Source organism: Acinetobacter sp. SwsAc2, from assembly GCF_013391465.1.
GTDB lineage: Bacteria > Pseudomonadota > Gammaproteobacteria > Pseudomonadales > Moraxellaceae > Acinetobacter > Acinetobacter johnsonii.
The window spans coordinates 12728-35476 of record NZ_JACBEZ010000013.1; the positions used below are offsets into that span (position 1 = coordinate 12728).

General features: G+C 42.3%; 26 protein-coding genes. 18 read left to right on the top strand and 8 right to left on the bottom strand.

What is annotated here, in order from left to right; genetic code table 11:
* The first annotated feature begins 48 nt into the window (after nt 1-48).
* The 6 genes from HYI04_RS07615 (at nt 49) to rdgB (ending at nt 6384) form a co-directional block, all read left to right on the top strand.
* Complete coding sequence (locus HYI04_RS07615; RefSeq protein WP_159153365.1) at nt 49-1155, top strand: alpha-hydroxy acid oxidase; 1107 nt, start codon at nt 49-51, stop codon at nt 1153-1155.
* Between the two features lie 358 nt (nt 1156-1513).
* The gene (leuA, locus tag HYI04_RS07620; RefSeq protein ID WP_178896047.1) at nt 1514-3211 is read left to right on the top strand and encodes a 2-isopropylmalate synthase; all 1698 of its coding nucleotides are present in this window, start codon (nt 1514-1516) and stop codon (nt 3209-3211) included.
* Nucleotides 3212-3312: 101 nt separating this feature from the next.
* Nucleotides 3313-4473 (top strand): homoserine O-acetyltransferase, encoded by a 1161-nt coding sequence (locus HYI04_RS07625; RefSeq protein WP_058868904.1) that lies wholly within the window; start codon nt 3313-3315, stop codon nt 4471-4473.
* Nucleotides 4473-5066, top strand: coding sequence for a methionine biosynthesis protein MetW (gene metW, locus HYI04_RS07630; protein WP_004979039.1), 594 nt, complete (start codon nt 4473-4475; stop codon nt 5064-5066). The genes HYI04_RS07625 and metW overlap by 1 nt, the downstream gene beginning before the upstream one ends.
* Complete coding sequence (locus tag HYI04_RS07635; RefSeq protein ID WP_004692440.1) at nt 5063-5653, top strand: tetratricopeptide repeat protein; 591 nt, start codon at nt 5063-5065, stop codon at nt 5651-5653. The genes metW and HYI04_RS07635 overlap by 4 nt, the downstream gene beginning before the upstream one ends.
* Nucleotides 5654-5757: 104 nt before the next feature.
* Nucleotides 5758-6384 carry an RdgB/HAM1 family non-canonical purine NTP pyrophosphatase gene (gene rdgB, locus HYI04_RS07640; RefSeq protein WP_159153366.1) on the top strand — a complete coding sequence of 209 codons (627 nt, stop codon included), beginning with the start codon at nt 5758-5760 and terminating at the stop codon, nt 6382-6384.
* Nucleotides 6385-6506: 122 nt separating this feature from the next.
* Here the strand turns inward: rdgB and HYI04_RS07645 are convergent, their stop codons facing one another.
* Complete coding sequence (locus HYI04_RS07645; protein ID WP_159153367.1) at nt 6507-7391, bottom strand: permease; 885 nt, start codon at nt 7389-7391, stop codon at nt 6507-6509.
* A 159-nt stretch (nt 7392-7550) separates the two neighbouring features.
* Here HYI04_RS07645 and tatA point away from each other — a divergent pair, with 159 nt between their 5' ends.
* The 4 genes from tatA (at nt 7551) to HYI04_RS07665 (ending at nt 11503) form a co-directional block, all read left to right on the top strand.
* Nucleotides 7551-7772, top strand: a complete 222-nt coding sequence (gene tatA, locus HYI04_RS07650; RefSeq protein WP_148826751.1) for a Sec-independent protein translocase subunit TatA — start codon at nt 7551-7553, stop codon at nt 7770-7772.
* A gap of 17 nt (nt 7773-7789) precedes the next feature.
* Nucleotides 7790-8245 carry a Sec-independent protein translocase protein TatB gene (gene tatB, locus HYI04_RS07655; protein ID WP_159153368.1) on the top strand — a complete coding sequence of 152 codons (456 nt, stop codon included), beginning with the start codon at nt 7790-7792 and terminating at the stop codon, nt 8243-8245.
* A complete protein-coding gene (gene tatC, locus HYI04_RS07660; RefSeq protein ID WP_159153369.1) occupies nt 8242-9021 on the top strand; it encodes a twin-arginine translocase subunit TatC in 780 nt (259 codons plus the stop codon). The genes tatB and tatC overlap by 4 nt, the downstream gene beginning before the upstream one ends.
* A 172-nt stretch (nt 9022-9193) precedes the next feature.
* Nucleotides 9194-11503, top strand: coding sequence for a PhoX family phosphatase (locus tag HYI04_RS07665; RefSeq protein ID WP_159153370.1), 2310 nt, complete (start codon nt 9194-9196; stop codon nt 11501-11503).
* Nucleotides 11504-11544: 41 nt separating this feature from the next.
* Here HYI04_RS07665 and HYI04_RS07670 read toward each other — a convergent pair whose 3' ends face one another.
* Complete coding sequence (locus HYI04_RS07670; protein ID WP_159153371.1) at nt 11545-12327, bottom strand: NRDE family protein; 783 nt, start codon at nt 12325-12327, stop codon at nt 11545-11547.
* A 93-nt stretch (nt 12328-12420) separates the two neighbouring features.
* Between HYI04_RS07670 and lgt the strand changes: the two genes are divergently transcribed.
* The 3 genes from lgt (at nt 12421) to HYI04_RS07685 (ending at nt 14089) form a co-directional block, all read left to right on the top strand.
* Entirely contained in the window at nt 12421-13233 is an 813-nt protein-coding gene (lgt, locus tag HYI04_RS07675) for a prolipoprotein diacylglyceryl transferase (RefSeq protein ID WP_159153372.1), read from the top strand.
* 100 nt (nt 13234-13333) lie between these two features.
* A complete protein-coding gene (locus tag HYI04_RS07680) occupies nt 13334-13717 on the top strand; it encodes an AzlD domain-containing protein (RefSeq protein ID WP_125280825.1) in 384 nt (127 codons plus the stop codon).
* Nucleotides 13718-13720: 3 nt separating this feature from the next.
* The gene (locus tag HYI04_RS07685) at nt 13721-14089 is read left to right on the top strand and encodes a hypothetical protein (protein WP_062035003.1); all 369 of its coding nucleotides are present in this window, start codon (nt 13721-13723) and stop codon (nt 14087-14089) included.
* 39 nt (nt 14090-14128) lie between these two features.
* Here HYI04_RS07685 and HYI04_RS07690 read toward each other — a convergent pair whose 3' ends face one another.
* Nucleotides 14129-14638 carry a hypothetical protein gene (locus HYI04_RS07690; protein ID WP_010325875.1) on the bottom strand — a complete coding sequence of 170 codons (510 nt, stop codon included), beginning with the start codon at nt 14636-14638 and terminating at the stop codon, nt 14129-14131.
* A gap of 497 nt (nt 14639-15135) precedes the next feature.
* Here HYI04_RS07690 and thyA point away from each other — a divergent pair, with 497 nt between their 5' ends.
* The 5 genes from thyA to msrA all read left to right on the top strand — a co-directional run bounded on the left by thyA (nt 15136) and on the right by msrA (nt 18930).
* A complete protein-coding gene (thyA, locus tag HYI04_RS07695; protein WP_148826757.1) occupies nt 15136-15978 on the top strand; it encodes a thymidylate synthase in 843 nt (280 codons plus the stop codon).
* A gap of 163 nt (nt 15979-16141) precedes the next feature.
* Nucleotides 16142-16654, top strand: coding sequence for a dihydrofolate reductase (locus HYI04_RS07700; protein ID WP_159153374.1), 513 nt, complete (start codon nt 16142-16144; stop codon nt 16652-16654).
* A 26-nt stretch (nt 16655-16680) separates the two neighbouring features.
* Nucleotides 16681-17733 (top strand): DUF4105 domain-containing protein, encoded by a 1053-nt coding sequence (locus HYI04_RS07705; RefSeq protein ID WP_159153375.1) that lies wholly within the window; start codon nt 16681-16683, stop codon nt 17731-17733.
* Between the two features lie 95 nt (nt 17734-17828).
* The gene (locus HYI04_RS07710; RefSeq protein ID WP_178896048.1) at nt 17829-18287 is read left to right on the top strand and encodes an META domain-containing protein; all 459 of its coding nucleotides are present in this window, start codon (nt 17829-17831) and stop codon (nt 18285-18287) included.
* Between the two features lie 115 nt (nt 18288-18402).
* Nucleotides 18403-18930 (top strand): peptide-methionine (S)-S-oxide reductase MsrA, encoded by a 528-nt coding sequence (msrA, locus tag HYI04_RS07715; RefSeq protein WP_159153376.1) that lies wholly within the window; start codon nt 18403-18405, stop codon nt 18928-18930.
* 57 nt (nt 18931-18987) lie between these two features.
* On the opposite strand, the gene HYI04_RS07720 is transcribed toward msrA, so the two are convergent.
* The 5 genes from HYI04_RS07720 to HYI04_RS07740 form a co-directional block, all read right to left on the bottom strand.
* Nucleotides 18988-19392, bottom strand: coding sequence for a biopolymer transporter ExbD (locus HYI04_RS07720; RefSeq protein WP_004692473.1), 405 nt, complete (start codon nt 19390-19392; stop codon nt 18988-18990).
* Nucleotides 19392-20015, bottom strand: coding sequence for a MotA/TolQ/ExbB proton channel family protein (locus tag HYI04_RS07725; protein WP_004692475.1), 624 nt, complete (start codon nt 20013-20015; stop codon nt 19392-19394). The genes HYI04_RS07720 and HYI04_RS07725 overlap by 1 nt, the downstream gene beginning before the upstream one ends.
* A gap of 19 nt (nt 20016-20034) precedes the next feature.
* On the bottom strand, nt 20035-20802 hold the full coding sequence (locus HYI04_RS07730) for an energy transducer TonB (protein WP_178896049.1): 768 nt from the start codon (nt 20800-20802) through the stop codon (nt 20035-20037).
* Between the two features lie 215 nt (nt 20803-21017).
* Complete coding sequence (gene purU / locus HYI04_RS07735) at nt 21018-21884, bottom strand: formyltetrahydrofolate deformylase (RefSeq protein ID WP_004692478.1); 867 nt, start codon at nt 21882-21884, stop codon at nt 21018-21020.
* 71 nt (nt 21885-21955) lie between these two features.
* Complete coding sequence (locus tag HYI04_RS07740) at nt 21956-22657, bottom strand: TetR/AcrR family transcriptional regulator (RefSeq protein ID WP_005400842.1); 702 nt, start codon at nt 22655-22657, stop codon at nt 21956-21958.
* Nucleotides 22658-22749: the final 92 nt, after the last annotated feature.

The following is a 22749-nucleotide window of genomic DNA, read 5'->3' on the forward strand; positions in this document are numbered from 1 at the left end:
ACAATAATCCCAGCTCAACGTTAACTACTGTAGCAATTGGACCGCTCCATGACATCAAAAACTGTTTTGCCACCGCTCACCCAAATTCCCGCCTCATTGCAAACGATTGCAGACTATGAAATTGAGGCAGAAAAGCATCTGCCTGAGATGGTCTGGCACTATTTGCAAGGTGGTGCTATGGATGAGATCAGTGTTCGGAATAACCTCGCTCAGTTCCAAAACCTGCACTTGATACCACGCATGTTAAGAGATCTCACTCAAGGCAATACGAGCTGTGAAATCTTAGGACAAACCTTTCCACATCCTATTTTTGTGGCACCGATTGGACATCAACAGCAGTTTCATCCTGAAGCAGAAGCTGCAACCGCACTGGCAGCTGAAGTACTCGGTAGCAATATGATTTTGAGTACTTTTACCAACACGGACATGCGAACATTCAAACCTGAGAATCCTTACAAATGGTTCCAACTGTATTGGCAAGGTAACCGTGATAAATCTTTGGCTTTGGTTAAGCTCGCTGAGGCACAAAACTTCACCGCCATTGTCATCACTGTGGACTCACCACATACAGGTATCCGTGACCGAGAGCGTCGAGCCTTCTTTCACCTCCCTGAAAATATGCAGCATCCGCACACTCCTACCCATATTCCACTGCCTGAACTGCGAGAAGGCGATCATCCCGTGTTTAACGGACTAATGAAAATTGCTCCAACGTGGGACGACATCGCATGGATGGTTCAACAGACTGATTTACCCATCCTGTTAAAAGGCATCGTCAGTCCACTCGATGCACAACTGGCCATTCAACATGGCATACAAGGCTTAATTGTGTCTAACCACGGCGGTCGTGTTTTAGATACCTGTATTCCGCCACTAAAAGCCTTGCAACTCATCAAAAAAGCCGTTCCGCATGACTTCCCTCTTTTATATGATGGCGGTGTTCGTCGCGGCTCAGATGTGTTTAAGGCTATTGCCTTGGGAGCTTCCGCGGTTTTAGTTGGGCGACCATGTATTTATGGTCTTGCCACTGCGGGTGCCTTAGGCGTTGCCCATGTGCTTAAAATCTTAAAAGAAGAATTTGAGATCACCATGGCGTTGATGGGCACTGCAACACTTGCAGATATACAGCCCGATATGGTCATAGAGTTCTCATAACCTCTTCAAAAAAGTGAATGAAATAAACCAAATTCGAGAAATGAAGAAAAAAGATTAAACACATCTCAAAAATACACGGAAATATTTCCCCTATATATCCAATTAAAGGGAAATATTTTTTCAGATACGACTAAAAGCCATAAAAAAAGAAAAATCTTTTCGACCGAACTGGATTAAACTCTTAAATATAACGTTACAAGGTTACTCACGGTAAATCTAAGTCGTATCAAACATTTACGTTTACAAACACCCTGAATACTCCCTTGTAAATAGAGACCATAGACACAATCTATATAAATAGTAGGTTGCTTTTTATTACCCACTCAAATGCAACCCGTACTATGTAAGGAGTTACCTCATGATGTTGGCTGATCCAAGTAAAAAATATCGTCGCATGTATCAACGTGTTGACTTGCCAGACCGTCAATGGCCAAACAACGAAATTACAAAAGCGCCTATTTGGATGAGTACTGACCTGCGTGATGGTAACCAAGCGATTTTTGAACCGATGGATATGGAACAAAAATTTAAAATGTTCCAAATGTTGGTGAAAATTGGATTCAAGAATATTGAAATCGGTTTCCCTTCAGCATCTCAAATTGACTTTGACTTTACCCGTAAATTGATCGAAGAAAATCACATTCCAGATGATGTGTATATCGAGGTTTTAGTTCAAGCACGTGATCATTTGATCCAGCGTACTTTTGAGTCTTTAGCGGGTGCAAAACGTGCCATCGTGCATATTTATAATTCAAATGCACCAACCTTCCGCCAAAAAGTCTTAAATGTTGATGTTGCAGGTGCGAAGCAATTAGCAGTCAATGCAGCCAGCAAAGTCAAAGAATATGCAGCGCAATATCCTGAAACGGAATGGGTGTTCCAGTATAGCCCAGAGTGTTTCTCTGCAACCGAATTAGAAGTTGCAAAAGACGTGTGTGATGCAGTTACCGAAATTTGGGAAGCATCACCAACCAATAAAGTGATTTTAAACTTACCTGCTACGGTTGAAGTTTCAACCCCAAACGTTTATGCAGACCAAGTCGAATGGATGCACCGCAACATCGCGCGTCGTGATGGCGTGATTATCTCTGTACACTGTCACAACGACCGTGGCTGTGGGATTGCTGCCTCAGAATTGGCCATTATGGCCGGTGCAGATCGTGTCGAAGGTTGTGTGTTTGGTAATGGCGAACGTACAGGTAACGTCGATGTCGCTGCAATTGCTTTGAATATGTACTCTCAAGGTGTTGCGCCAAACTTAGATTTCTCAAATATCAATGAAATCATTGCAACGGTAGAAGAATGTACGGGCTTGCCTGTTCACCCTCGCCACCCTTATGCAGGTGATTTAGTCTTCACCGCATTTTCTGGTTCGCATCAAGATGCCATTAAGAAAGGTTTCGAGTTCCAAAAGAACGAAGAAATTTGGGATATGCCGTACTTACCAATCGACCCAAAAGACCTGGGCCGCGACTATGATGCTGTGATTCGCGTCAATTCACAGTCAGGTAAAGGTGGTATTGCTTACTTGTTAGAAGCAAATTACAACGTAGTATTACCGCGTCGTATCCAAATTGAATTCTCTCAAACCGTACAAAAACGTACCGATGAAGAAGGCACTGAAATTACCGCACAAGAAATTTGGAAATTGTTCAAAGAAACTTATGTAGACACCAAAGATACGCATTACTCGACTAAAAACTACCGTTTGTATGACAACAACGGCAAACAAGTGGTTGAGCTTGAAGTTGAAGTGAATGGTGAAACGCAGCAATTACGTGGCGAAGGCAATGGTCCAATCTCTGCAATGTTGGATGCTTTACAGTTACCAATCGACGTCTTGAGCTACGAAGAGCGTGGTATTAGCTCTGGGGCAAATGCTAAAGCCTTGGCTTTGGTTGAGTTACAAGTCAAAGGAACGGGGAAATCAGCCTTCGGTGCAGGTATTCACGACAACATTGTGACCTCATCGATTGAAGCTATTATTGTATGTACCAACCGCTTAATTGATCAAGGTGTGTTAAGCACAGATCAAGTGATTGCTGCTGCGGTATAAGTATTAGCAATAATAATTAGCACTAAAATGACTTTAGAAGGATACCCTCAAGTGGTATCCTTTTGTTTATTAACCCCAAAGATTTAAGGCGAATTATTCCTGTGTCTTTTCCTGCTGACTCCGTGGGTATCGTTAGTCCACAAAAGTTTACTTTTGAAGAGCCCTTAGAGCTCGAATGCGGTCGTATTCTCCCTCGTTATGAACTGATGGTTGAAACCTATGGTGAGCTCAATGCAGATAAATCCAATGCGATTTTAATTTGCCATGCACTATCGGGTCATCATCATGCTGCGGGTTACCATCATGCTGACGATAAAAAACCAGGTTGGTGGGATGCTTGTATTGGCCCAGGTAAAGCGATTGATACTTCAAAGTTTTTCGTGGTTGCACTGAACAATATTGGGGGCTGTAGCGGTTCAACAGGGCCAACTTCGCCAAACCCTGAAAATGATAACCGTCCTTATGGTCCTGACTTTCCTTTAGTCACCGTCCGTGACTGGGTTAAAACCCAAGCTATTTTATCCGATCATCTGGGTATTCAAGTCTGGAGTGCGGTGATTGGTGGTTCGCTGGGTGGTATGCAAGCCTTGCAATGGTCGGTTGATTATCCTGACCGTTTGCAAAAATGCGTGATTATTGCCAGTGCACCGAAACTGTCTGCTCAGAATATTGCCTTTAACGAAGTCGCACGTCAGTCAATTTTGTCTGATCCAGACTTCCATGATGGTCGCTATCTTGAAAATGACAGCTATCCAAAACGTGGCCTAATTTTGGCGCGTATGGTCGGTCATATTACCTACCTGTCTGAAGAAGCCATGAAACAAAAATTCGGCCGCGACTTAAAGTCAGGCAAATTTATGTATGGTTTCGATGTCGAATTCCAAGTCGAAAGCTATTTGCGCTATCAAGGTGAGCAATTTAGCCGTAACTTTGACGCCAACACTTATCTGATTATGACCAAAGCTTTGGATTATTTTGATCCTTCGCGTGAGTATGAACAGTCTTTAGTTAAAGCCATGTCACAGACCAAATGTCAGTTCCTCGTGGTGTCCTTTACCACCGACTGGCGTTTTACCCCGCAGCGCTCACAAGAGATTGTGGATGCGCTGATCACCAACCACAAACCAGTGAGCTATTTAGATATCGACGCTGAACAAGGCCATGACTCATTCCTGTTCCCGATTCCTTTGTATGTAAAAGCATTACGTGCATTTTTGGGTGGTTCTGAACACCTTCAAGCAACATCTCAGGAGGCTGTGTAATGCGTATTGATCATCAACTGGCAGAAAAATGGATCAAACCTGATTCCAGCGTACTCGATTTAGGTTGTGGTGACGGTGAATTACTGGCCCATATGAGTAAAAAGCACAATATTCGCGCATATGGACTGGAAATTGATCAAGAAAAGATTGCAATTGCGGTCGGTCGCGGGTTAAATATTATCCAACAAGACTTAAACTTGGGTTTAAGCCGCTTTGCAGACCAGTCTTTTGACTATGTCGTTATGGCACAAGCCTTGCAAGCGGTAGATGCACCAGATGTTTTATTACGTGATATGGTGCGTGTAGGGAAACAGGCGATCATTACTTTTCCGAACTTTGCCCACTGGAAGACCCGTTCTTTCTTGGCACTGAAAGGAATGATGCCCGTTTCTGAAGCTTTACCGTACATGTGGTATAACACACCCAATATCCACTTATGTACTTTCCGTGATTTTGAAGCACTTTGTGCGGAAAATAACATCAGAATTATTAATCGACTCGCTGTAAATGGGGATCAACAAGATAGTTTACTCAGTAAACGTCTCCCGAATTTGTTTGGTGAAGTCGCAATTTATCGAGTGAGCGCTCTATGAAAAAACTATTCTTAAGCACGACACTACTGGTTGGACTTTTGAGCATTCAGGCTCATGCAGATTATGTTTCCCCAACCACGTCTGTTGCGAGTCAAGCTGCACAATATTCTGTTATGGATATCAATAGCTTAATTAAAGCGGCAAAAGCAGGTCAGCCTGCTGCGCAGTTCTATCTTGCAACCAAGTATCAACAAGGTAAAGACATCTCTGCAGATGAACGACAGGCCTTTGCTTGGTACAAAGCCGCTGCAGATCAAGGTCTTTCAGCTGCTCAGCTGAATGTTGGCCGTATGCTTGCAGATGGCCTAGGCACCAAAAAAGATGAATCTTTAGCACGTCAATACTTTGAAAAAGCAGCCAGCCGTGGTGATAACCGCGCAAGCTTTAACTTGGCGATGATGGAAGAGCAAAAGAAAAACTACATGGGTGCTTATCAATGGTATGAGCTTTCAACCCGTGATGGCATGCTCGATAATAAAGTGATTACGCTTTCTGAAGGCAAGAAAACAGCCTTGGCGGCAAACTTAACACAAGATCAAATTCGCCAAGCACGTGACCGTGCAGACAAGTGGATTCAAGCTCAATAAGCTTTTATTTCCAAACTCAGCACCTTCGGGTGCTTTTTTATTGCCTATCCATGAGTCGGACTTGTTAAAATAACCGCATAATTTTTAAAGCACGGATCTTTCACATGGCATCAACTGATTGGTTATCTCAAGGTACCTTAGTCCTCGCAAGCAATAACAAAGGCAAAATTTCGGAATTTGAAAAATTATTTGCAGAGCTCAACTTACCTGTTGAAGTGATTGCTCAAGGTAAATTGAATATTGAAGATGCCATTGAAGATGGTTTGAGCTTTGTCGAAAATGCGATTATTAAAGCACGCCATGCTTCTAAAATTTCAGGAAAACCAGCCATTGCAGATGACTCTGGCATTTGCGTCCCTATTTTAGATGGTGCACCGGGGATTTACTCTGCACGTTATGCAGGCGAACACGGCGATGATGCTGCCAATAATCAAAAATTATTAGCTGAACTCAAGCCACTGCGTACAGACGGTCAAGCGATTGAAGGCATGTTTGTATGCGTTTTAGCGTTAGTACAACATGCTGATGATCCTCTTCCACAAATTTTCCAAGGCATTTGGAAAGGTGAAGTACTAGAAGCTGCACGTGGTGAAAATGGTTTTGGTTATGACCCGCTGTTCTGGTTACCCGAGTTAGGGCTTTCAAGTGCAGAAATGAGCAAAGAAGAAAAAAATAAAATCAGCCATCGTGGTCAGGCGATGCAACTGTTTAAAGCCAGTTTAGAACAATAAAAACTAAGCTGTGTAATGTTGCCCCTTCTCCCCTCGGGGAGGACGGTGGCGAAAGATTTTCCATATTCTCCTCTATCGCCCTTGCGTAGCAGTACTATGTATTTCTAGCTAAAAGTGAGTGCTTAGATCACAGCGAATACATGTAGCAATAAACCATAAATACTCACCACGACACAGCTGATGATCGTACCTGAAGCAATGTATTTTGCCGATGTGCCTGTACCTTGATAATGCGTTTCCAAAGCCACAATATTGGCTGCTGGCGGTAAACAGAACAATAAGAACATGACCCCAATATATTGTTCAATATTAGGAATAGCGAGGTAACGATAACTCAGCCCACACAGCACCACGCCACATGCTAATTTTAACAAAGCCGTCTGACCACTTTGCCACAGGTCCGCTTTCTCAACTTTGGTGTGCCTCAACCACATGCCCAATACACACATGCCAGAGAAGCTCATACCAAATTTGGCTGCACTATAAATCACATCAATCAGATCATGCTGTGACCAATGTTGTACCCCAACGGAACGCAAAATGAGGGCCAGAATCAAAGCAATCATGGGTGGAGCACAGAGCACTTTTTTTAAAATAAATGAAAAAGCTAACGGTGTCTGGCTCACAGCTGTCACTGCCCAGAGATTGCCAAAAATAGAACCACCGATATATAAGGCCACCATTGCTGGACTATTTTTTGTGCCAAACAACGCAATCGCAAAAGGAAAGCCTAGCCATGCCATATTGACATAACTAAAACACAGGGCGCTTAATTTATTCTTTGAAAAATATAGGAAAAAGTAAAATAAGAGCACGGCCACGACAAAACTGAATAACATCAGACTAAAGCTACCAGCCTGATAAAACACCATGTTGTAGACAATAACAATCGGAATAAAGCAACGTGCTAAAAGACTTGAAAAGCCTGTTTTCAACCGTGTTGCCAATGGAGTGGATGCAAGGAATAAACCACTAAGAAAGGCCAACAGAGGGAGCAGCAACGTCACTTCAATATCCTTGAAATTTCACCGAATCATCATAACACTGCTTTTTCTCAAAATCAGTGCGAAGCGATCGTTTTGTCTTGAAATTGAAACATCATCGTCACCGCAATGTCACACAAGCCTGTTGATATAGGGGAAACGAAAAATGATGAGGATCTACCCATGGCGGGATTATCAATTTGGCACGTACTAATTTTTGCAATTGTAGTTATTCTTCTTTTTGGTACAGCCAAACTTAAGAACTTAGGTAAAGATGTCGGTGGTGCGGTGAAAGACTTTAAAAAATCAATCCGTGATGAGGAAGCTGAAGCAGCTCAACTCAATGAGCCACGTACCTTAGAACATCAAAATAGCAACACAAGCAACTCAACCGTCAAACATTAAGTCATTGGAGTTTTGCAATGCTCAATATCGGCATGACAGAGCTTTTGGTGTTTGGCATTATCGCACTATTGGTTCTTGGACCAGAGAAATTACCTGAAGCAGCGCGCTTTGCGGGCAAGTGGTATGGCAAAGTCAAACGCATGGTCAGTAATGTGCAAAATGACATTGACCGTGAGCTACGGATGTCTGAATTACGTGAGCAAATGCAAAATGAAATGAAGCGAATTCAGGAGCTTGAACAAAAGATGCAAGCTCAGATGCAACACATACAACAACAAAATATTTTGGCAAATGAAAAACACCAAGAAACTGCCACACTCGATAATAAAAATATCTCCCATACTTATCAGTATGTAGATCAAAAAGCGCCTGTATTTACACTTCAACCTATGAAACACAAGTCATCTGTAGATTCGGTACCTTATTTAGGCTGTGTTCAAAATAGCTTTGAACCGATGCGGGAGGCTGTATGAAATCTAACAACTTAAGCCCTGTAGTGACTCAAGATTCAGAGCAACTGCTGCTTGAAGAAATGCCGATTACTAAGCACTTGATCATCTTAAGAGGTCATTTATTTAAAATCGTCGGTTTAATTCTCATTTTGTTTTTTTGTTTATTGCCTTTTGCCAATCATAGCTACCAAATGCTATCTGAACCCTTACGAGCACAACTTCCAATTAGTTCATCTATGATTGCAACGGATGTTACCGCTACCTTTATGGCGCCATTTAAACTGAACTTTTTTGTGGCTCTCATGCTGGCCATGCCTTTTATCATTTATCAGCTTTGGGCTTTTGTAAAACCTGCGCTATACGAAAAAGAAAAATCACTCGCAACGCCTCTTTTGATTGGTAGTATTGCTTTATTTTATGCTGGTGTGGCTTTTGCTTATTTCATTGCACTGCCATCCATTTTGCACTTTTTTATCAGTGTTTCCCCTGACACTGTGGCCCCAATGACAGACATCAACAGCTATCTCAGCTTCTGTCTAAAACTGTTTTTGGTTTTTGGCTTAACATTTGAAATTCCTATTGTTACCTTGATACTCATCTTGATTGGGGTGGTGAGCACACAACAATTGGTTGAAAAACGAAAATTCATTATTGTCGGCTGTTTTTTTGTTGCAATGTTTGTGACCCCACCTGATGCTCTTTCGATGATTATGCTCGCGATACCGATGTGGCTTTTATTTGAGATTGGTCTCTTTTTAGGAAAACTGATTGAAAAAAAGCGAGCTACTGAAGTTTAAGCTCCCCGATTTAAAACAATGAGCAGGCAAAATTGCCTGCTTTTTTTATGGCTAGATGTGCTACTGATCACTTCATGTTTTTGACATATAAGCTTCACCACGCTGTCATATTGACGCTTTACCTTGTTTGTAACTTTCTAAAAACGACCAAGCAAAGACGCTAGGAAAAGACATGACATACCAAACTCCATATCACGAAGATCAAGAACTCGATAACAATAACTCAAGCAATACACATTTTCGCGATATTTTAGAAAAACACATTTCACGCCGTAGCTTAATTAAGAAAACTGCAAGTGGAGCGGCTGCGTTAGCATTAGCATCAAGCTTAACAGCGTGTGGAGATGATGATAATTCTACAAACAATGAAACAACGCCTCCAACCGATCCAAACGTACGACCACAGAAATTAACATTTACCCCAGTAGATAAAAACTTAAATGACTGGGTTACGGTGCCTGAAGGCTATACAGCAACTGTACTCTATGCAATGGGCGATTCGATTAACCCAGCATATGCAGCATGGGATGATCAAAATGTCCCGTCTGGTCCGAGTTTCCAATTCCGTTCAGGTGATTGCCATGATGGTATGAGTTTTTTTGGTTTAAACAACTCAACTGGCCGTTATGATTCGTCTGCCTCAGAACAAGGTCTTTTGGTGATGAATCATGAATACATCAATCCAACATTCCTACATCCTAAAGGGCCAACTAAACCCAATGGCCGACGTCCTGAAGACGAAGTAATTCGTGAAGTCAATGCACATGGGGTTTCTGTCGTTCATATCAAGAAAGACAATACCAATCAAAAAGTTGAAATTATACAAAACTCGTTATTTAATCGCCGCATCACAGCATCCACGGTGATGGACTTTAACGGCCCTGTTGCCAACACTACTTTACTTGCGACCCAATACTCACCTGTCGGGACGAAAACGCGTGGTACGCATAATAACTGTGGCAATGGCTACACCCCATGGGGCACTTATTTAACTACTGAAGAGAACTTTATTGGATACTTTAAACGCGCTGGTGCAGATGAATATTCAGGCCGCTCAGAGAAAGAAAAAATCGCATTAAAACGTTATGGCTTGGGCTTAAGTATTGATTATCTTTATGAGAAAAATGCAGATGGCACCCCGAAGAAGAATGAAAAAGGACAAATTATTTACCTCCTTGATCTAGCAGGAAATAAAATCCCAAATAAAGATGAGCAAAATCGTACCGTTTATTTGGATACGAACTCACGTTATGCTTGGGAAACCGCAATTGGCGAAGCTGAGTCGCAAGATCTATATGACCGTTGGGATGCAACTATTAAAGGAGCAACTGCTATACAAGACTTCCGTAATGGGCCGAACACCTTTGGTTGGATTGTAGAAATTGACCCGTTTAACGCAGGTCAAAACCCTGTAAAACGTACTGCACTAGGACGTTTCGCACATGAAGACTGTCGTGCAAGCCGTGCAATTGAAGGCCAACCGTTTGCCTTCTACATGGGGGATGACTCTCGTGGCGAATACATTTATAAATTTGTCTCGGATGCAACTTGGGACCCGAAAGACATTAACACAGGTTACCGAGCAGGTGACAAATACATGAACAATGGCAAGTTCTATGTGGCTCAATTTAATGATGACGGTACAGGACAATGGGTCGAATTGGCTTATGGACAAAATGGCCTAAATGAACAAAACAGCATTTACCCATTTAGCTCTCAAGCAGAAGTCCTGACCTTTGCACGCTTAGCAGGTGACACGGTTAAAGCAACCAAGATGGACCGTCCAGAATGGGTCGCAGTTAACCCAGAAAATGGGGAAGTTTATGTTACGCTGACCAACAACTCAAACCGTGGTACAGCATATACAACCGATGCAGCGAATCCACGTAACTATAGCGACCCAGAAGGCGGTAAAGGCAATGTCAACGGTCATATCATTCGCTTCAAAGAAGAAAACTCAGCGGCAGAGACCTTTGAATGGGATATTTACTTATTTGGTGCTGAAGCTGCGATGGCGGAAAACATTAACCTCTCAGGTTTAAATGATAACAACGATCTGTCATCACCAGATGGGATGTGGTTTGACCCACGGGGCGTGCTGTGGATTCAAACCGATGATGGCGCGTATACCGACACAACTAACTGTATGATGCTTGCAGCCTTACCGGGTCAAGTGGGTGATGGCGGTGCTGCAACTGCTCCAAATGAACAAGCAACTATTGTGGGTGCAAAAGTTACAGATGAAAACTTACGTCGTTTCCTCACAGGCCCTGCTGAATGTGAAATCACAGGGGTAACCATGACGCCTGACCACAAAGCCATTTTCATTAATGTGCAACATCCGGGTGAAGACTCTAAGAGCTACGATGCACCAACCAGCCACTGGCCTGCAAGCCAAACCGATCGTACGAACCAAACTGCGCGTCCACGTTCGGCAACCGTGGTCATTACACGTAATGATGGCGGTGTGATCGCAGGTTAAGAAAAAAAACGCAGTAAATGCCGACATTATGTCGGCATTTTTTATGGTTTAAAGAATACCGTCTGTTCCGTGATTTTTCCTTTGAACTCACCCAGCTGCTGCTTTTCAAGCCAAGACCATTGTTCATGGGTCATGCGCAGGAAGTTAGAACAGCGTGTCCCATAAATCGGACTTTGAATAAAGGTCGAAGATAATAGCTCTTCCATATCCTGACTGATCCCAGTTTGTGGCAACAAGTCTGGAATAATCTTGCGTTCATCCTCCAAAATATCCCAAGCTGTCGCCTCTAACTCGCTTTTTAAGATGTTAGATTGTTGCAACATCGGTAGGAACTCTTGGGTAAAGCGCTTACGTAAATGTTTGGTTTTTTCCCAATGTTCCGTCATCAAACCATTCGACACCACATACACGCCTTTCGGAAGAACCTGTGGTGCTTCACCACGATTGCTCATATAGACCGCCTGATAGCGATCCCCCATAAAAAGATTAAAGCCAGCATAGTCACATTGTTTTTTCTCTAAGTCTTGAGCAAAACGAATCGGGGTTTGTTCAGACTCTAAAAAGGATTGAATCAAATGTCCACGAGACGTTGGATAGCTGGTTTGATCCTTTCCATCGCGAAAGTTGGTTAAAACTGCCCAACGTCCTGTTGGCGTTATACCCATCCATGTGCCGCCAGACTGCAAATCTTGCCCTGCAATAATCGGACTATTTTCCCATTGCTTTAAATGGCTCGAAGGGCGCTGATAGAACTCATCTCGATTTGAAATCAAACACAATGGCATCTCATCCAAGACCTGCCATGCTATTGCCACAATACACATAAACGATACTCATCATCTTTACACATTGAATGTACAACATTTTTCATCTCTTTCAGCTAAAATCTGTTCAAAACATAATGACTAGGAATATGCATGCTGACCTATCCAAATATTGACCCCGTCGCAATAGCACTTGGCCCTTTACAAGTCCATTGGTACGGACTGATGTATTTATTGGCCTTTTTGTTTGCTTGGGGACTTGCAAGCTACCGCGCGAAAGAACGTGGTTGGACACCGGATATGGTCTCCGATTTGATCTTTTATGGTGCTTTAGGTGTGGTTATTGGTGGTCGTGTCGGTTACGTCTTCTTTTATGGCTTTGAGCAATTCCTTGCCAACCCTATTTGGCTATTCCAAGTCTGGACAGGCGGAATGAGTTTCCACGGCGGCTTCTTGGGTGTAATGCTTGCCATGCTGTTCTGGTGCAAGAAATACAAAATGACTTGGTTCCAAACCCTCGACTTTATTGCGCCATGTGTACCTACAGGGCTCATGTTTGGCCGTATTGGTAACTTCATTGGCGGAGAGCTTTATGGTCGTCCTGTTGCAGACCCAAACTTTGCACTGGGTATGATTTTCCCAACGGATCCGCTACAGCTAATTCGCCATCCCTCTCAGCTCTATCAGGCCTTTTTTGAAGGGTTATTGTTATTCATCGTACTGTGGTGGTTCAGTTCAAAGCCACGTCCTCGTATGGCGGTTTCAGCTTTATTCCTAATCGGTTATGGTATGGCCCGCTTCATCGTCGAGTTCTTCCGTGAGCCTGACAACGGACAGTTGTTTATCGCATGGATGAGTAAAGGCCAATTCCTCAGTCTGCCAATGATTTTGGTCGGCGTGTGGATGATGTGGTATGCCTATCAAAAGAAAATCTATGATTGGGGTCCACAAAAGAATAATGGCTAATCCGATGAGCGGATTAAATATTGGGGGCATCATTGCCCCCTTTTTTAGGACCAAATTATGCTAAAGTGACATATGTTTGGTTTTTAAATACATCACTCCCATGCTCGAATTTTGGTTTAATCCATCAATTTCTATTCTTAAAAAATTACTTATTTTTATCGCAATTGCTGTTGTAACAGGTGTGTTGTATTGGATGGAACCCCTGAGCCTCAATGCCATTTTAATGTTCTTGGGTACTGGGATTGTTTTTCTGATTTGTCGTTACTGCAAAATCCATTTTGCCGCCAAAAATCCTACAGGTTTTTTATATCGTCTACTGACTTGGATTCCGATTGCCCTACTCTTGGCGCTGATTTTTATGAATATTAAAGATGGTGAACTGTTGATTCCAGGTGCACAAGGGATTGGTTTTATGGCGCTGGGGATTTGCCTATTTTCCCCCCTATCCCTTTTGCATAGCAATACTCAGCCTGAGTCCAAATAAACCATGTTGAGCTTTTGGTATTCGGAACGCTGTAGCCGTGAAATTAAACTCATCATTTGTATTGCAACTTGTGTGATGATTGTTATCGCAGCACAAGTTCAACAGCTTGGCGCAATTTTTATTGGTTTGAGTCTAGGGATTGGCATTACAACGCATCTGCTGCGCGGTGCGCACTTGAAGATTGCTCAGGGCAATCCGTATCAGGAAGGCTTTTCGCGTTTGGTGGTTTTTCTACCCCTAATTGCCCTGATTTGTTTGCTCGGCTATCTACCCGCGCAAGATAAAATTGCGCTGGCGCTTCAGTGTATCGGCTTTAGTGGAATTGGTTTATTTTTAGTATCGATTCACGCACAGCGTGAAAAAAGAATTTAATCGGGATGCGGAGTTGCTCTACATCCCGTCAACATCTGCTTAATCCATTCGATAATAGCTGTAGTTCACATTTTGGTTACGGTAAACCGCATAACCACTTTGTTTAAAATCAGAAACCCAGCCATTGCCTGAATAAGCGGCAATATGTCCATAACGGTTTTTTGCAGTACGGTCGATAATATAAATATCGCCTTTTTTAGGTTGATCAAAAGATAAGTTGATTTTACGATAACCAATGCTGGTTAAGGTCTTACCCCAATCTGCCGCAGCCACAGGATGACTCTTGAAGCGTGCACCCGCAGACTCTAAGCCAATGCGAATACTTTTAGCACATTTTTGGGTACTGGTTTGACGGGTAATATTTCTTAAAAAGCCTGTAAATTTTTCAATATCCACACGCTGATGGTTACTAATAGCCCTTTCTCGTGCCTGCTTCGAGCTTAAAATATCCGAAGCGGTGACATTTCGCTCTGACTGAGAACGTATTATGATATTGGTTTGCGCAGGCGCATAGACGTCATTCATATTTACGTTTTGATCATAAGGCATACTAAAACCAACTCTCCTCCCAATCATTAGGGGTGTGCAACTTTTCGAGTTCGAAATACTAACCGCTCAGCATTGAACTTTCATGTCGTAAATGTAATATTTTTTTTCAAAATGCAACACAACCTTTCTAAAGTTTTCTTTTCTCTGTACTTTTTGAAACCTAAATTAACTAAAAAAATTTAATCCTTCACCAAGTGCCTATTCGCCTCAAGCTCAAATGTTTCAACATCAGCAATGAAGTCCTTAGATATGGAATGGATTGCCCATCTAAACGACTGCCTATTTAGATCCAATATAATTAAATTATTTCAGTTTAAATCCTGTACAAAACCACTTTCAAAGCACCGAAAATACATAAAAACAGTCCCGACAGCAGAAAATTGAAGCATAAAAAGACAGCGGGCAATGCGGCTAAGCCCTATGCTGCCAAAGTTCCATCCTTGCTAAAAAACAGCTAGAATGCGCATAAGCAATCACCCCCAACATATGAGAGAAATATGCGTCAATATTTGGCCCTTTTACAACACATCCTCGACAACGGTGGCGACAAAGGCGACCGTACTGGTACAGGAACGCGGTCTGTCTTTGGTCATCAAATGCGCTTTGATCTTTCTCAAGGCTTCCCTTTATTAACCACTAAAAAAGTACACTTTCGTTCAATCGTGATTGAACTATTGTGGTTCTTAAAAGGCGATACCAATGTGCAATATTTACAGGACAACAAAGTCAGTATTTGGGACGAATGGTCAACCGCAGAACAAACTGCGCGTTTTGGTCGCCCAGAAGGTGAACTGGGGCCTGTGTATGGTCATCAATGGCGTAATTTCGGTGCAACAAAAAAAGCCGACGGTTTGTATGAAAAAGATGGTTTTGACCAAATTGCTTGGTTAATCAATGAAATTAAAACCAATCCAAACTCACGCCGTCTGATTGTATCGGGTTGGAATCCACAAGAAGCTGGGCAAGTTGCTCTTCCTCCGTGCCACACTCTATTCCAGTTCTTTGTCCATAACGGCAAACTGTCTTGTCAGCTCTATCAGCGCAGTGCCGATGTATTTTTAGGTGTGCCTTTTAATATTGCCAGTTATGCGCTACTCACCCATATGATCGCGCAAGTCTGCGGTTTAGATGTGGGTGACTTTGTCTGGACGGGTGGCGATACGCATTTATATGCCAACCATTTTGAACAAGCGAAGCTTCAGTTAAGCCGTGAACCTTTAGGGCTGTGCCAACTGAAACTCAATCCAGCGGTTAATGATATTTTCGACTTTAAATTTGAAGATATCGAAATCGTGGGTTATGAATCACATCCCGGGATTAAAGCACCTGTCGCTGTTTAAAATCTTTTACAGAATAAATATCTACTATTCTTAAGCGAACTTAAAAAATCGTAACTATTTAATTTCCTATTTTATAGTTACAATAACTAAATCCCATTTTATTAAGTTAAAGTGGGATTTATTTTGCTTTGCGTTGTTTAAATTTGGCTTGGATTTTAGAGTTATGACTTTCAGTAATTATGAAGTAGTACATGTGGTTGCTATGGACAACCAACAATGTATTGGTAAAGATAACGATCTTCCTTGGCATATTTCAGCAGACTTAAAACACTTCAAAGAAATTACGCAAGGTGGCGTAATTATCATGGGGCGTAAAAATTTCGACTCAATTGGGCGTGCTTTACCTAAACGCGTGAACTGGGTAATTACTCGTAATCCAAACTGGAGTTTTGATGGAGTCAAAGTTGCTCATTCAATTGAGGAAGCTTTAGAAAATTCTATTAAAGACGTTCAATCTTCCGAGAAACCTACAACTATTTTTATCATAGGTGGCGGCGAAATATTTCAACAAACCATTGATATTGCAGACCGTTTAGAGTTAACACATATTAATATAGATGCTATGGGGGATGTCTTTTACCCTGCCATTCCAGCAGCATTTAAAAAAGTGGCGTCAGAACAACATATGGATGACAAAACTGGAATTGCTTTTGAGTTCGCAACCTATCAAAAATAAAGCATATTCTTTTTGCTAAAAGCACGATGCATAACATGATCAAAATAGAATTTTGGCGGGCACTGGGCTTTGGATTACTCCACATCCTGTTTAGTATTTTTGTCTTGTTCAGTTCAATTTGGCTGTGTTTTGCATTGTGGATTCAAGCGCCTTGGGGTTGGTTGGTCAGCCGTATTTTTATTGGGATCTGGATTGCTTTTGCGCTCAGCATTTTAGGCATCTATATCACCCAAAGCTTTTTTGGTCGTCGCCTCGATATCATCTTTTATCTCCTTAGCTTTTTACTGGCGTTGTCTTGGTATTTTAGTTTAGATGCTCGCCAAGACCGCGACTGGCAACCTGAAGTAGCAAAAATCTTGCATTATGAAAAACAAGGCGACCATGTCACCCTTCATAATGTCCGCAATTTCACATGGCACCCAGACGGCTCCTACACTGAACATTGGGATACCCGCTCTTTCAATCTGAATCAAATCACTGGGGTCAATATCATTACCTCATACTGGATGGGGCCGCAAATCGCACATACCTTGGTCAGTTTTGATTTTGCCAATACTGCACCACTGACCTTTTCCATTGAAATTCGCAAAGAGAAAAATGAAGAATTTTCAGCGATTGGTGGTTTTTTTAGAAAATATGAGCTGAGTTTAGTGGCCTCAGATGAGCATGATATTGTGTATACCCGTAGCAATATTCGTCATGAACAAGTCTATTTCTTTCCTGTTCGCCTCGGACAGGCTGAAGGTAAAGCACTGTTTGTAGAGTATTTACATAAGGCAGACGAGCTCGCCAAACATCCTAAGTGGTATAACACCCTCACCAGTAATTGCACCACCTTGGTGTTTGATATGGTTCAAGCCGTTTCACATGACGCTTTACCAACCGACTATCGTATTTTAGCTTCAGGTTATTTACCGAATTATCTGTATGACTTAGGCGCGATTAGTCCACAGTGGGATATGAAAACATGGTATCAAAAAGCCTATATCAACCCACGCGTAAGTAAAGAAATAGAGTTAACCAGTCGTGAGTATTCACAGCTTATTCGTCAGGGTTTACCCGTTGACCAAACACGCTAAAGTCTGCAACGAAAAGCTGCAAGTTAAAACTGGCAATCCAGGACAAAATTTGCTTTGATAGTTCAGACGATACATCAAAATAAGAATCTGATCCCATGTTAAAAAAACTGATTGCAAGCAGTCTTTTAGCGAGTAGCTTAATCATGACTGGCTGCCAAACGACACCACCGCCATCCGACACCATTGAAATGGCCAACATTCAACAGCTTCAGCAACGGACTTGGATTTTGACGCAAATTGGCAATACCGAAATTAAAACAGCACCCAATGAACGTAATATTCCAAGCCTTCAGTTTTCAGCTGATAACCGCATCAGTGGTGCAGATGGCTGTAACCGCATTATGGGCAGCTATACCGTCGGGCGCGATACGCTCACCTTGAGCCAGCTCGCAACCACCCGAATGGCCTGTATCAATAACAGTACTCTCCCGCAACAGTTCCAAGAAGCGCTGGCAAAAGTGACGCATTACCAAGTGTTTGGTAAAACTCTGAAACTGCTCGATCGACATGGCAACTTTCTGCTACAGTTTGGCTCTGCCATTCAACCACGTTAAATTATTTCTATAAAAAAGCCTGTAATCACAGGCTTTTTTAATCTGTAGCAGACAACATTGTACTGCACCAATCAGCCCTTATATAAACAGATATAAACACAATTAGGATTTTAAAATGCAACAAGCACTCTTTGGTGGTGGATGTTTTTGGTGTGTAGAAGCGGTTTATTTAGAGCTTCAGGGCATACTTAAAGTGACCAGTGGTTATGCAGGTGGAGATACCGACAACCCAACGTATGAAGATATTTGTCGTGGCGATACCAACCACGCCGAAGTTATTTTAATTGATTTTGATGAAACTCAAATCAGCTATGCTCAGCTGCTTGATGTGTTTTTTGCCACTCATGATCCTACAACACTCAACCGTCAAGGCAATGATGTCGGCACCCAGTATCGTTCAGTCATTTACTATTTTAATGATGCACAACGTGCTGATGCAGAGCAAGCGATTGACGACTTAAAAGCAGAAGGTATCGATATTGTGACCGAACTCAGCCCTGTACCGACGTTCTATTCGGCTGAAGACTATCACCAAAACTTTTACGCTCGTAACCCATCTCAAGGCTATTGCAACTTTGCCATTCCACCAAAACTGATGAAGCTGCGCTCTAAGTTTCAGGCTTTATTGAAAGACAGCAAATAACTCAATCATTCACCATAAAAAAAGCGACTTCAAGAGTCGCTTTTTTTTAACATCAACTTAGTTATCGCTTACGAAAGCAATATCCGCCAGTCCAGCTTCACTCGCACGAGACATAACTTGTGCGACCATATCGTAACGAGATTCTTTATCTGCACGAAGTTGAACCGTTGGCTTGGTTTCCAACTCACCCGCTTCATTAAAACGCGTTTGTAGTTCTTCCAAACTAATCACTTGATTATCCCAAGCCACTTCGCCTTTTGCATTAATACTCACCGTAATGGCTTTAGGTGGAGGATCTACAATATCAGCCGTCGTTTTTGGTAAAGTTAATGGAATTGATGGGTTGGCAACGGTCGCTGTCACCAAGAAGATGATCATCAAAACCAGCATAATATCGATCAGCGGAATGAGATTCATCTCATTCATGCCAGCATCGTTATCGTCACCCAATTGAAAAGCCATTAAGCTTGACCTCCAACTAAACCTTGTTGAGTCGCTTTACTTTCTACTGCCGCAGGTGCTGAGTCTTGTTGCAACATGGTATCAATGAGCAAGCCGTGTGCTTGGTCTTGAAGCTCATGTGCCAAAGTACGGTTTACACGTGCACAGATGTTATACGCTAACACAGCAGGAATCGCGACAGCTAAACCCAAACCCGTCATGATCAGTGCTTCACCTACAGGAGTTGCAACTTGCGCTAAGCCCGCTTGACCACTTTTACCAACAGCAACCAGGGCATGGAAAATCCCCCATACTGTACCGAACAAACCAACGAACGGTGCAAGCGATGCAATCGTACCTAGAACTGAAACACCTTTCTCAGCATTCGCTTTTTCAGCAGAAATTTGACGAAGGAGTGCTTGTTCTGCAACAGCTTTACGTTGTTCAAAGTTCAATACAGCAAACTTTGATTTTAACTTAGCTAAAGCTTGCGAAAGTTGAGCATAAGCTTGTTGTTTCAATTGACGTGTACCCATGATACGTAAAACAAAGATGGTCCACGTTGCAATCGACATTGCCAACAAGATGAAATACAGTGTTTTACTGACTGCATCAGCATGTTGCCAATAAACTGAAAAGTTCATACTCGAACTCCTGATAAAGTTAGCGTTTTGTATTCAATTCTAAATCAAATGGTTGCTCAGCCCGAATTGGGTAAGCCACACCATTTTCTTTATAAGGTTTAAATTTAGCGCCTTTGACAGCTCTTAAAATCTTTTCATCTAAAGCAGGCACACCACTTGAGCGCGTAATACGGGCATTCACAATCGCCCCTTTTTCATTCGCCTCAATCAGCACCACGACTCGACGGTTTTCACCTTGTAAATCTTGATTACTATAAACTGGTTTTGGAGAGCGGCTCCATTGCACACCTGAACCACCAATCGACACCGACCGCGGTGAAGTATCGGCAGGCTCAGCTTGAGTAACAGGTTTCGCTTGTTCTTGTTTCTCGACAGGCTTTTCGACTTTTTTCTCTGTAATCGTCGTAGTGACTGTCGGTTTTACTGGGGTTTCGGTTGGTTTAACAACCGGTTTAACCACTTCTGCTTTTTTAACTTGTTGAACCTTTTCTACCTTTTTCGGTGGGGTCGGTTGTGGTTTCTCCACAATCTTCACTTCCTTCGGCTTAGTCGGTTCCTTTTTCGGTTCTTCCTTCGGCTTAGGTGGTAGCGGTTTTGGTGGTTCTTGAATTTTAACGAAGCGAACCTTCAAGGGTTCTTTTTCAATCGGTTTGAGTTCAGGAGCTTTCATGTGGTTCACTGCCCACAATACGCCCATATGGCCCACGACAACCGCGATCAAAGCAGCAAGAACTTTCTTTTTCATCGGGTTGGGAGTCTGCATAGGAGAAATAACTGTTGAACTCATTAAAATCGGTGACCTAATTTAAGCGAAGTGGCCACTGGGTTGGTTTCCACTATAACGCTTATCGGTTAGTACAATAAAGTAGCGCAATGATAAATGAGAAGTGTTTTCATTTGCAACTATTAATTTGTCACTTTTTATGGTTTTTTCTAATCGTACTCAAACAAAAAAGGCATACTTAATGTATGCCTTTTTCAGTCTTGCTTGCAACCAATTTTTTATTGGAAAACGACTGTTTTGTTACCATCAACAATAATACGGTCTTCTAAGTGCCACTTCACTGCACGTGCCAAGACGTTACGTTCAACATCCTGACCCAATTCACGTAATTGATCAACCGTAAAGTCATGGTTCACGCGCTCTACATCTTGCTCAATGATCGGACCTTGATCCAGATCCGCAGTGACATAGTGCGCGGTTGCGCCAATAAGTTTTACACCTTTTTCATGCGCTTGCTTATATGGGTTTGCGCCAACAAAAGCAGGTAGGAAGGAGTGGTGAATGTTGATCACTTTCATTTCCCACTTCTCGACAAATGCTTCATCTAGAATTTGCATATAACGCGCAAGTACCAATAAATCATTGCCTTGCATTAATTCATCAATTTCAGCATAAGCTTCGCGTTTATTGTCCTTCGTTACAGGGACAACTTCAAACGGAATACCAAAGTTCTCAACCGCTTCACGTAAAGTTTCATGGTTAGAAATCACTTTGGTAATTTCGCACGGCAAACCACCACGCGCATGACGCCATAATAGCTCAAGTAAGGCGTGGTCTACTTTAGACACCAAAATCCCGACTTTTTTCACGTCGCTGACCAGCGCCAAACGCCATTGCATTTCATAACGCTCTGCTACATTTGCAGCAAAAGTTTGAGTAATGCTTTCTTTACGAGACTGTAAATTGTCTAGTTCAAACTCAACACGCATAAAGTAACGTCCGCCCTGAGCTTCAGTCGCGTATTGATCAAGCGCAGTAATATTCGCGCCTTGATGATACAAAAAGCTCGATACAGCTTGCACGATCCCTGGCTTATCTTCACAAGTAATCAGTAAACGTGCCGTGTTAGCAGTTGTCATATTCATGTCAGTTTAAATCAGTAAAATGAAAATCAAGCCGAGTATTCTAGCGCTTTTTACTCAGCTGTCAAAACACCTTATGGCTTATCATCCGATTTAAATGACGCCAAGCTCGAAAACAGTTCAGACGGCCCCATCGTATCCAACAACCGCTCATACGTCTCACGACTTTCACCACGCAAATAGGCCCCTTCTAAGAACACCATTTGACGCAGTGCCTGCCAAACCCACTTTTCTTCTAATGTATTGGAGTCAGTGATATGACCCGACATATAAAGGAAGTTGGTCCAGTTGGTCAGTACAATCCATAAATTGATAATCAGGGCTTCAATTTCTGACGACGTCATTTGCATCAGACCGGCATCAACAAAGGCCTGATAGATCTTTTGCCCTTGTTGCATCACCTGCCCTGCAAAACGTGGATACATCTTGCGGAAGTCTTCATTGTTTTCAACCAAATGATAGACATCACGGTGTAAAAAGCGATAAGCCCACAACTGGCTGCTTAGCACCTGAAAATAACGAATTTTATCATTAGCATCTAACAGACGGTCATCGGGCAAAGCCAGCATCTGTAGCGTTTCGCCTTGATACTGTTCCATGAGCTCTTTGATAATTTCACTTTTATTGCGAAAGTGATAATACAAATTGCCCGGGCTCATATTCAATTCAGCTGCAATATGATTGGTCGTAACAGAACGTTCTCCACGCTCGTTAAAAAGCTGCAAACTGAGTTGCAAAATACGTTCTTTGGTTTTCAACGTTTTAGTTTGAGACATCCTAAAATAACCATTCATTCAGAGCATTAGAAGACTAACACATAAAGTAACTTGACTAATTAGAGCAATTACTCTAAAAATTAAACATAAAT

Coding starts and splice junctions, on each gene's coding strand:
- HYI04_RS07615 (WP_159153365.1), top strand. CDS start 49: ATGACATCAAAAACTGTTTTGCCACCGCTCACCCAAATTCCCGCCTCA.
- leuA (WP_178896047.1), top strand. CDS start 1,514: ATGATGTTGGCTGATCCAAGTAAAAAATATCGTCGCATGTATCAACGT.
- metW (WP_004979039.1), top strand. CDS start 4,473: ATGCGTATTGATCATCAACTGGCAGAAAAATGGATCAAACCTGATTCC.
- HYI04_RS07635 (WP_004692440.1), top strand. CDS start 5,063: ATGAAAAAACTATTCTTAAGCACGACACTACTGGTTGGACTTTTGAGC.
- rdgB (WP_159153366.1), top strand. CDS start 5,758: ATGGCATCAACTGATTGGTTATCTCAAGGTACCTTAGTCCTCGCAAGC.
- tatA (WP_148826751.1), top strand. CDS start 7,551: ATGGCGGGATTATCAATTTGGCACGTACTAATTTTTGCAATTGTAGTT.
- tatB (WP_159153368.1), top strand. CDS start 7,790: ATGCTCAATATCGGCATGACAGAGCTTTTGGTGTTTGGCATTATCGCA.
- tatC (WP_159153369.1), top strand. CDS start 8,242: ATGAAATCTAACAACTTAAGCCCTGTAGTGACTCAAGATTCAGAGCAA.
- HYI04_RS07665 (WP_159153370.1), top strand. CDS start 9,194: ATGACATACCAAACTCCATATCACGAAGATCAAGAACTCGATAACAAT.
- HYI04_RS07670 (WP_159153371.1), bottom strand. CDS start 12,327: ATGTGTATTGTGGCAATAGCATGGCAGGTCTTGGATGAGATGCCATTG.
- lgt (WP_159153372.1), top strand. CDS start 12,421: ATGCTGACCTATCCAAATATTGACCCCGTCGCAATAGCACTTGGCCCT.
- HYI04_RS07680 (WP_125280825.1), top strand. CDS start 13,334: ATGCTCGAATTTTGGTTTAATCCATCAATTTCTATTCTTAAAAAATTA.
- HYI04_RS07685 (WP_062035003.1), top strand. CDS start 13,721: ATGTTGAGCTTTTGGTATTCGGAACGCTGTAGCCGTGAAATTAAACTC.
- HYI04_RS07690 (WP_010325875.1), bottom strand. CDS start 14,638: ATGCCTTATGATCAAAACGTAAATATGAATGACGTCTATGCGCCTGCG.
- thyA (WP_148826757.1), top strand. CDS start 15,136: ATGCGTCAATATTTGGCCCTTTTACAACACATCCTCGACAACGGTGGC.
- HYI04_RS07700 (WP_159153374.1), top strand. CDS start 16,142: ATGACTTTCAGTAATTATGAAGTAGTACATGTGGTTGCTATGGACAAC.
- HYI04_RS07705 (WP_159153375.1), top strand. CDS start 16,681: ATGCATAACATGATCAAAATAGAATTTTGGCGGGCACTGGGCTTTGGA.
- HYI04_RS07710 (WP_178896048.1), top strand. CDS start 17,829: ATGTTAAAAAAACTGATTGCAAGCAGTCTTTTAGCGAGTAGCTTAATC.
- msrA (WP_159153376.1), top strand. CDS start 18,403: ATGCAACAAGCACTCTTTGGTGGTGGATGTTTTTGGTGTGTAGAAGCG.
- HYI04_RS07720 (WP_004692473.1), bottom strand. CDS start 19,392: ATGGCTTTTCAATTGGGTGACGATAACGATGCTGGCATGAATGAGATG.
- HYI04_RS07725 (WP_004692475.1), bottom strand. CDS start 20,015: ATGAACTTTTCAGTTTATTGGCAACATGCTGATGCAGTCAGTAAAACA.
- HYI04_RS07730 (WP_178896049.1), bottom strand. CDS start 20,802: ATGAGTTCAACAGTTATTTCTCCTATGCAGACTCCCAACCCGATGAAA.
- purU (WP_004692478.1), bottom strand. CDS start 21,884: ATGAATATGACAACTGCTAACACGGCACGTTTACTGATTACTTGTGAA.
- HYI04_RS07740 (WP_005400842.1), bottom strand. CDS start 22,657: ATGTCTCAAACTAAAACGTTGAAAACCAAAGAACGTATTTTGCAACTC.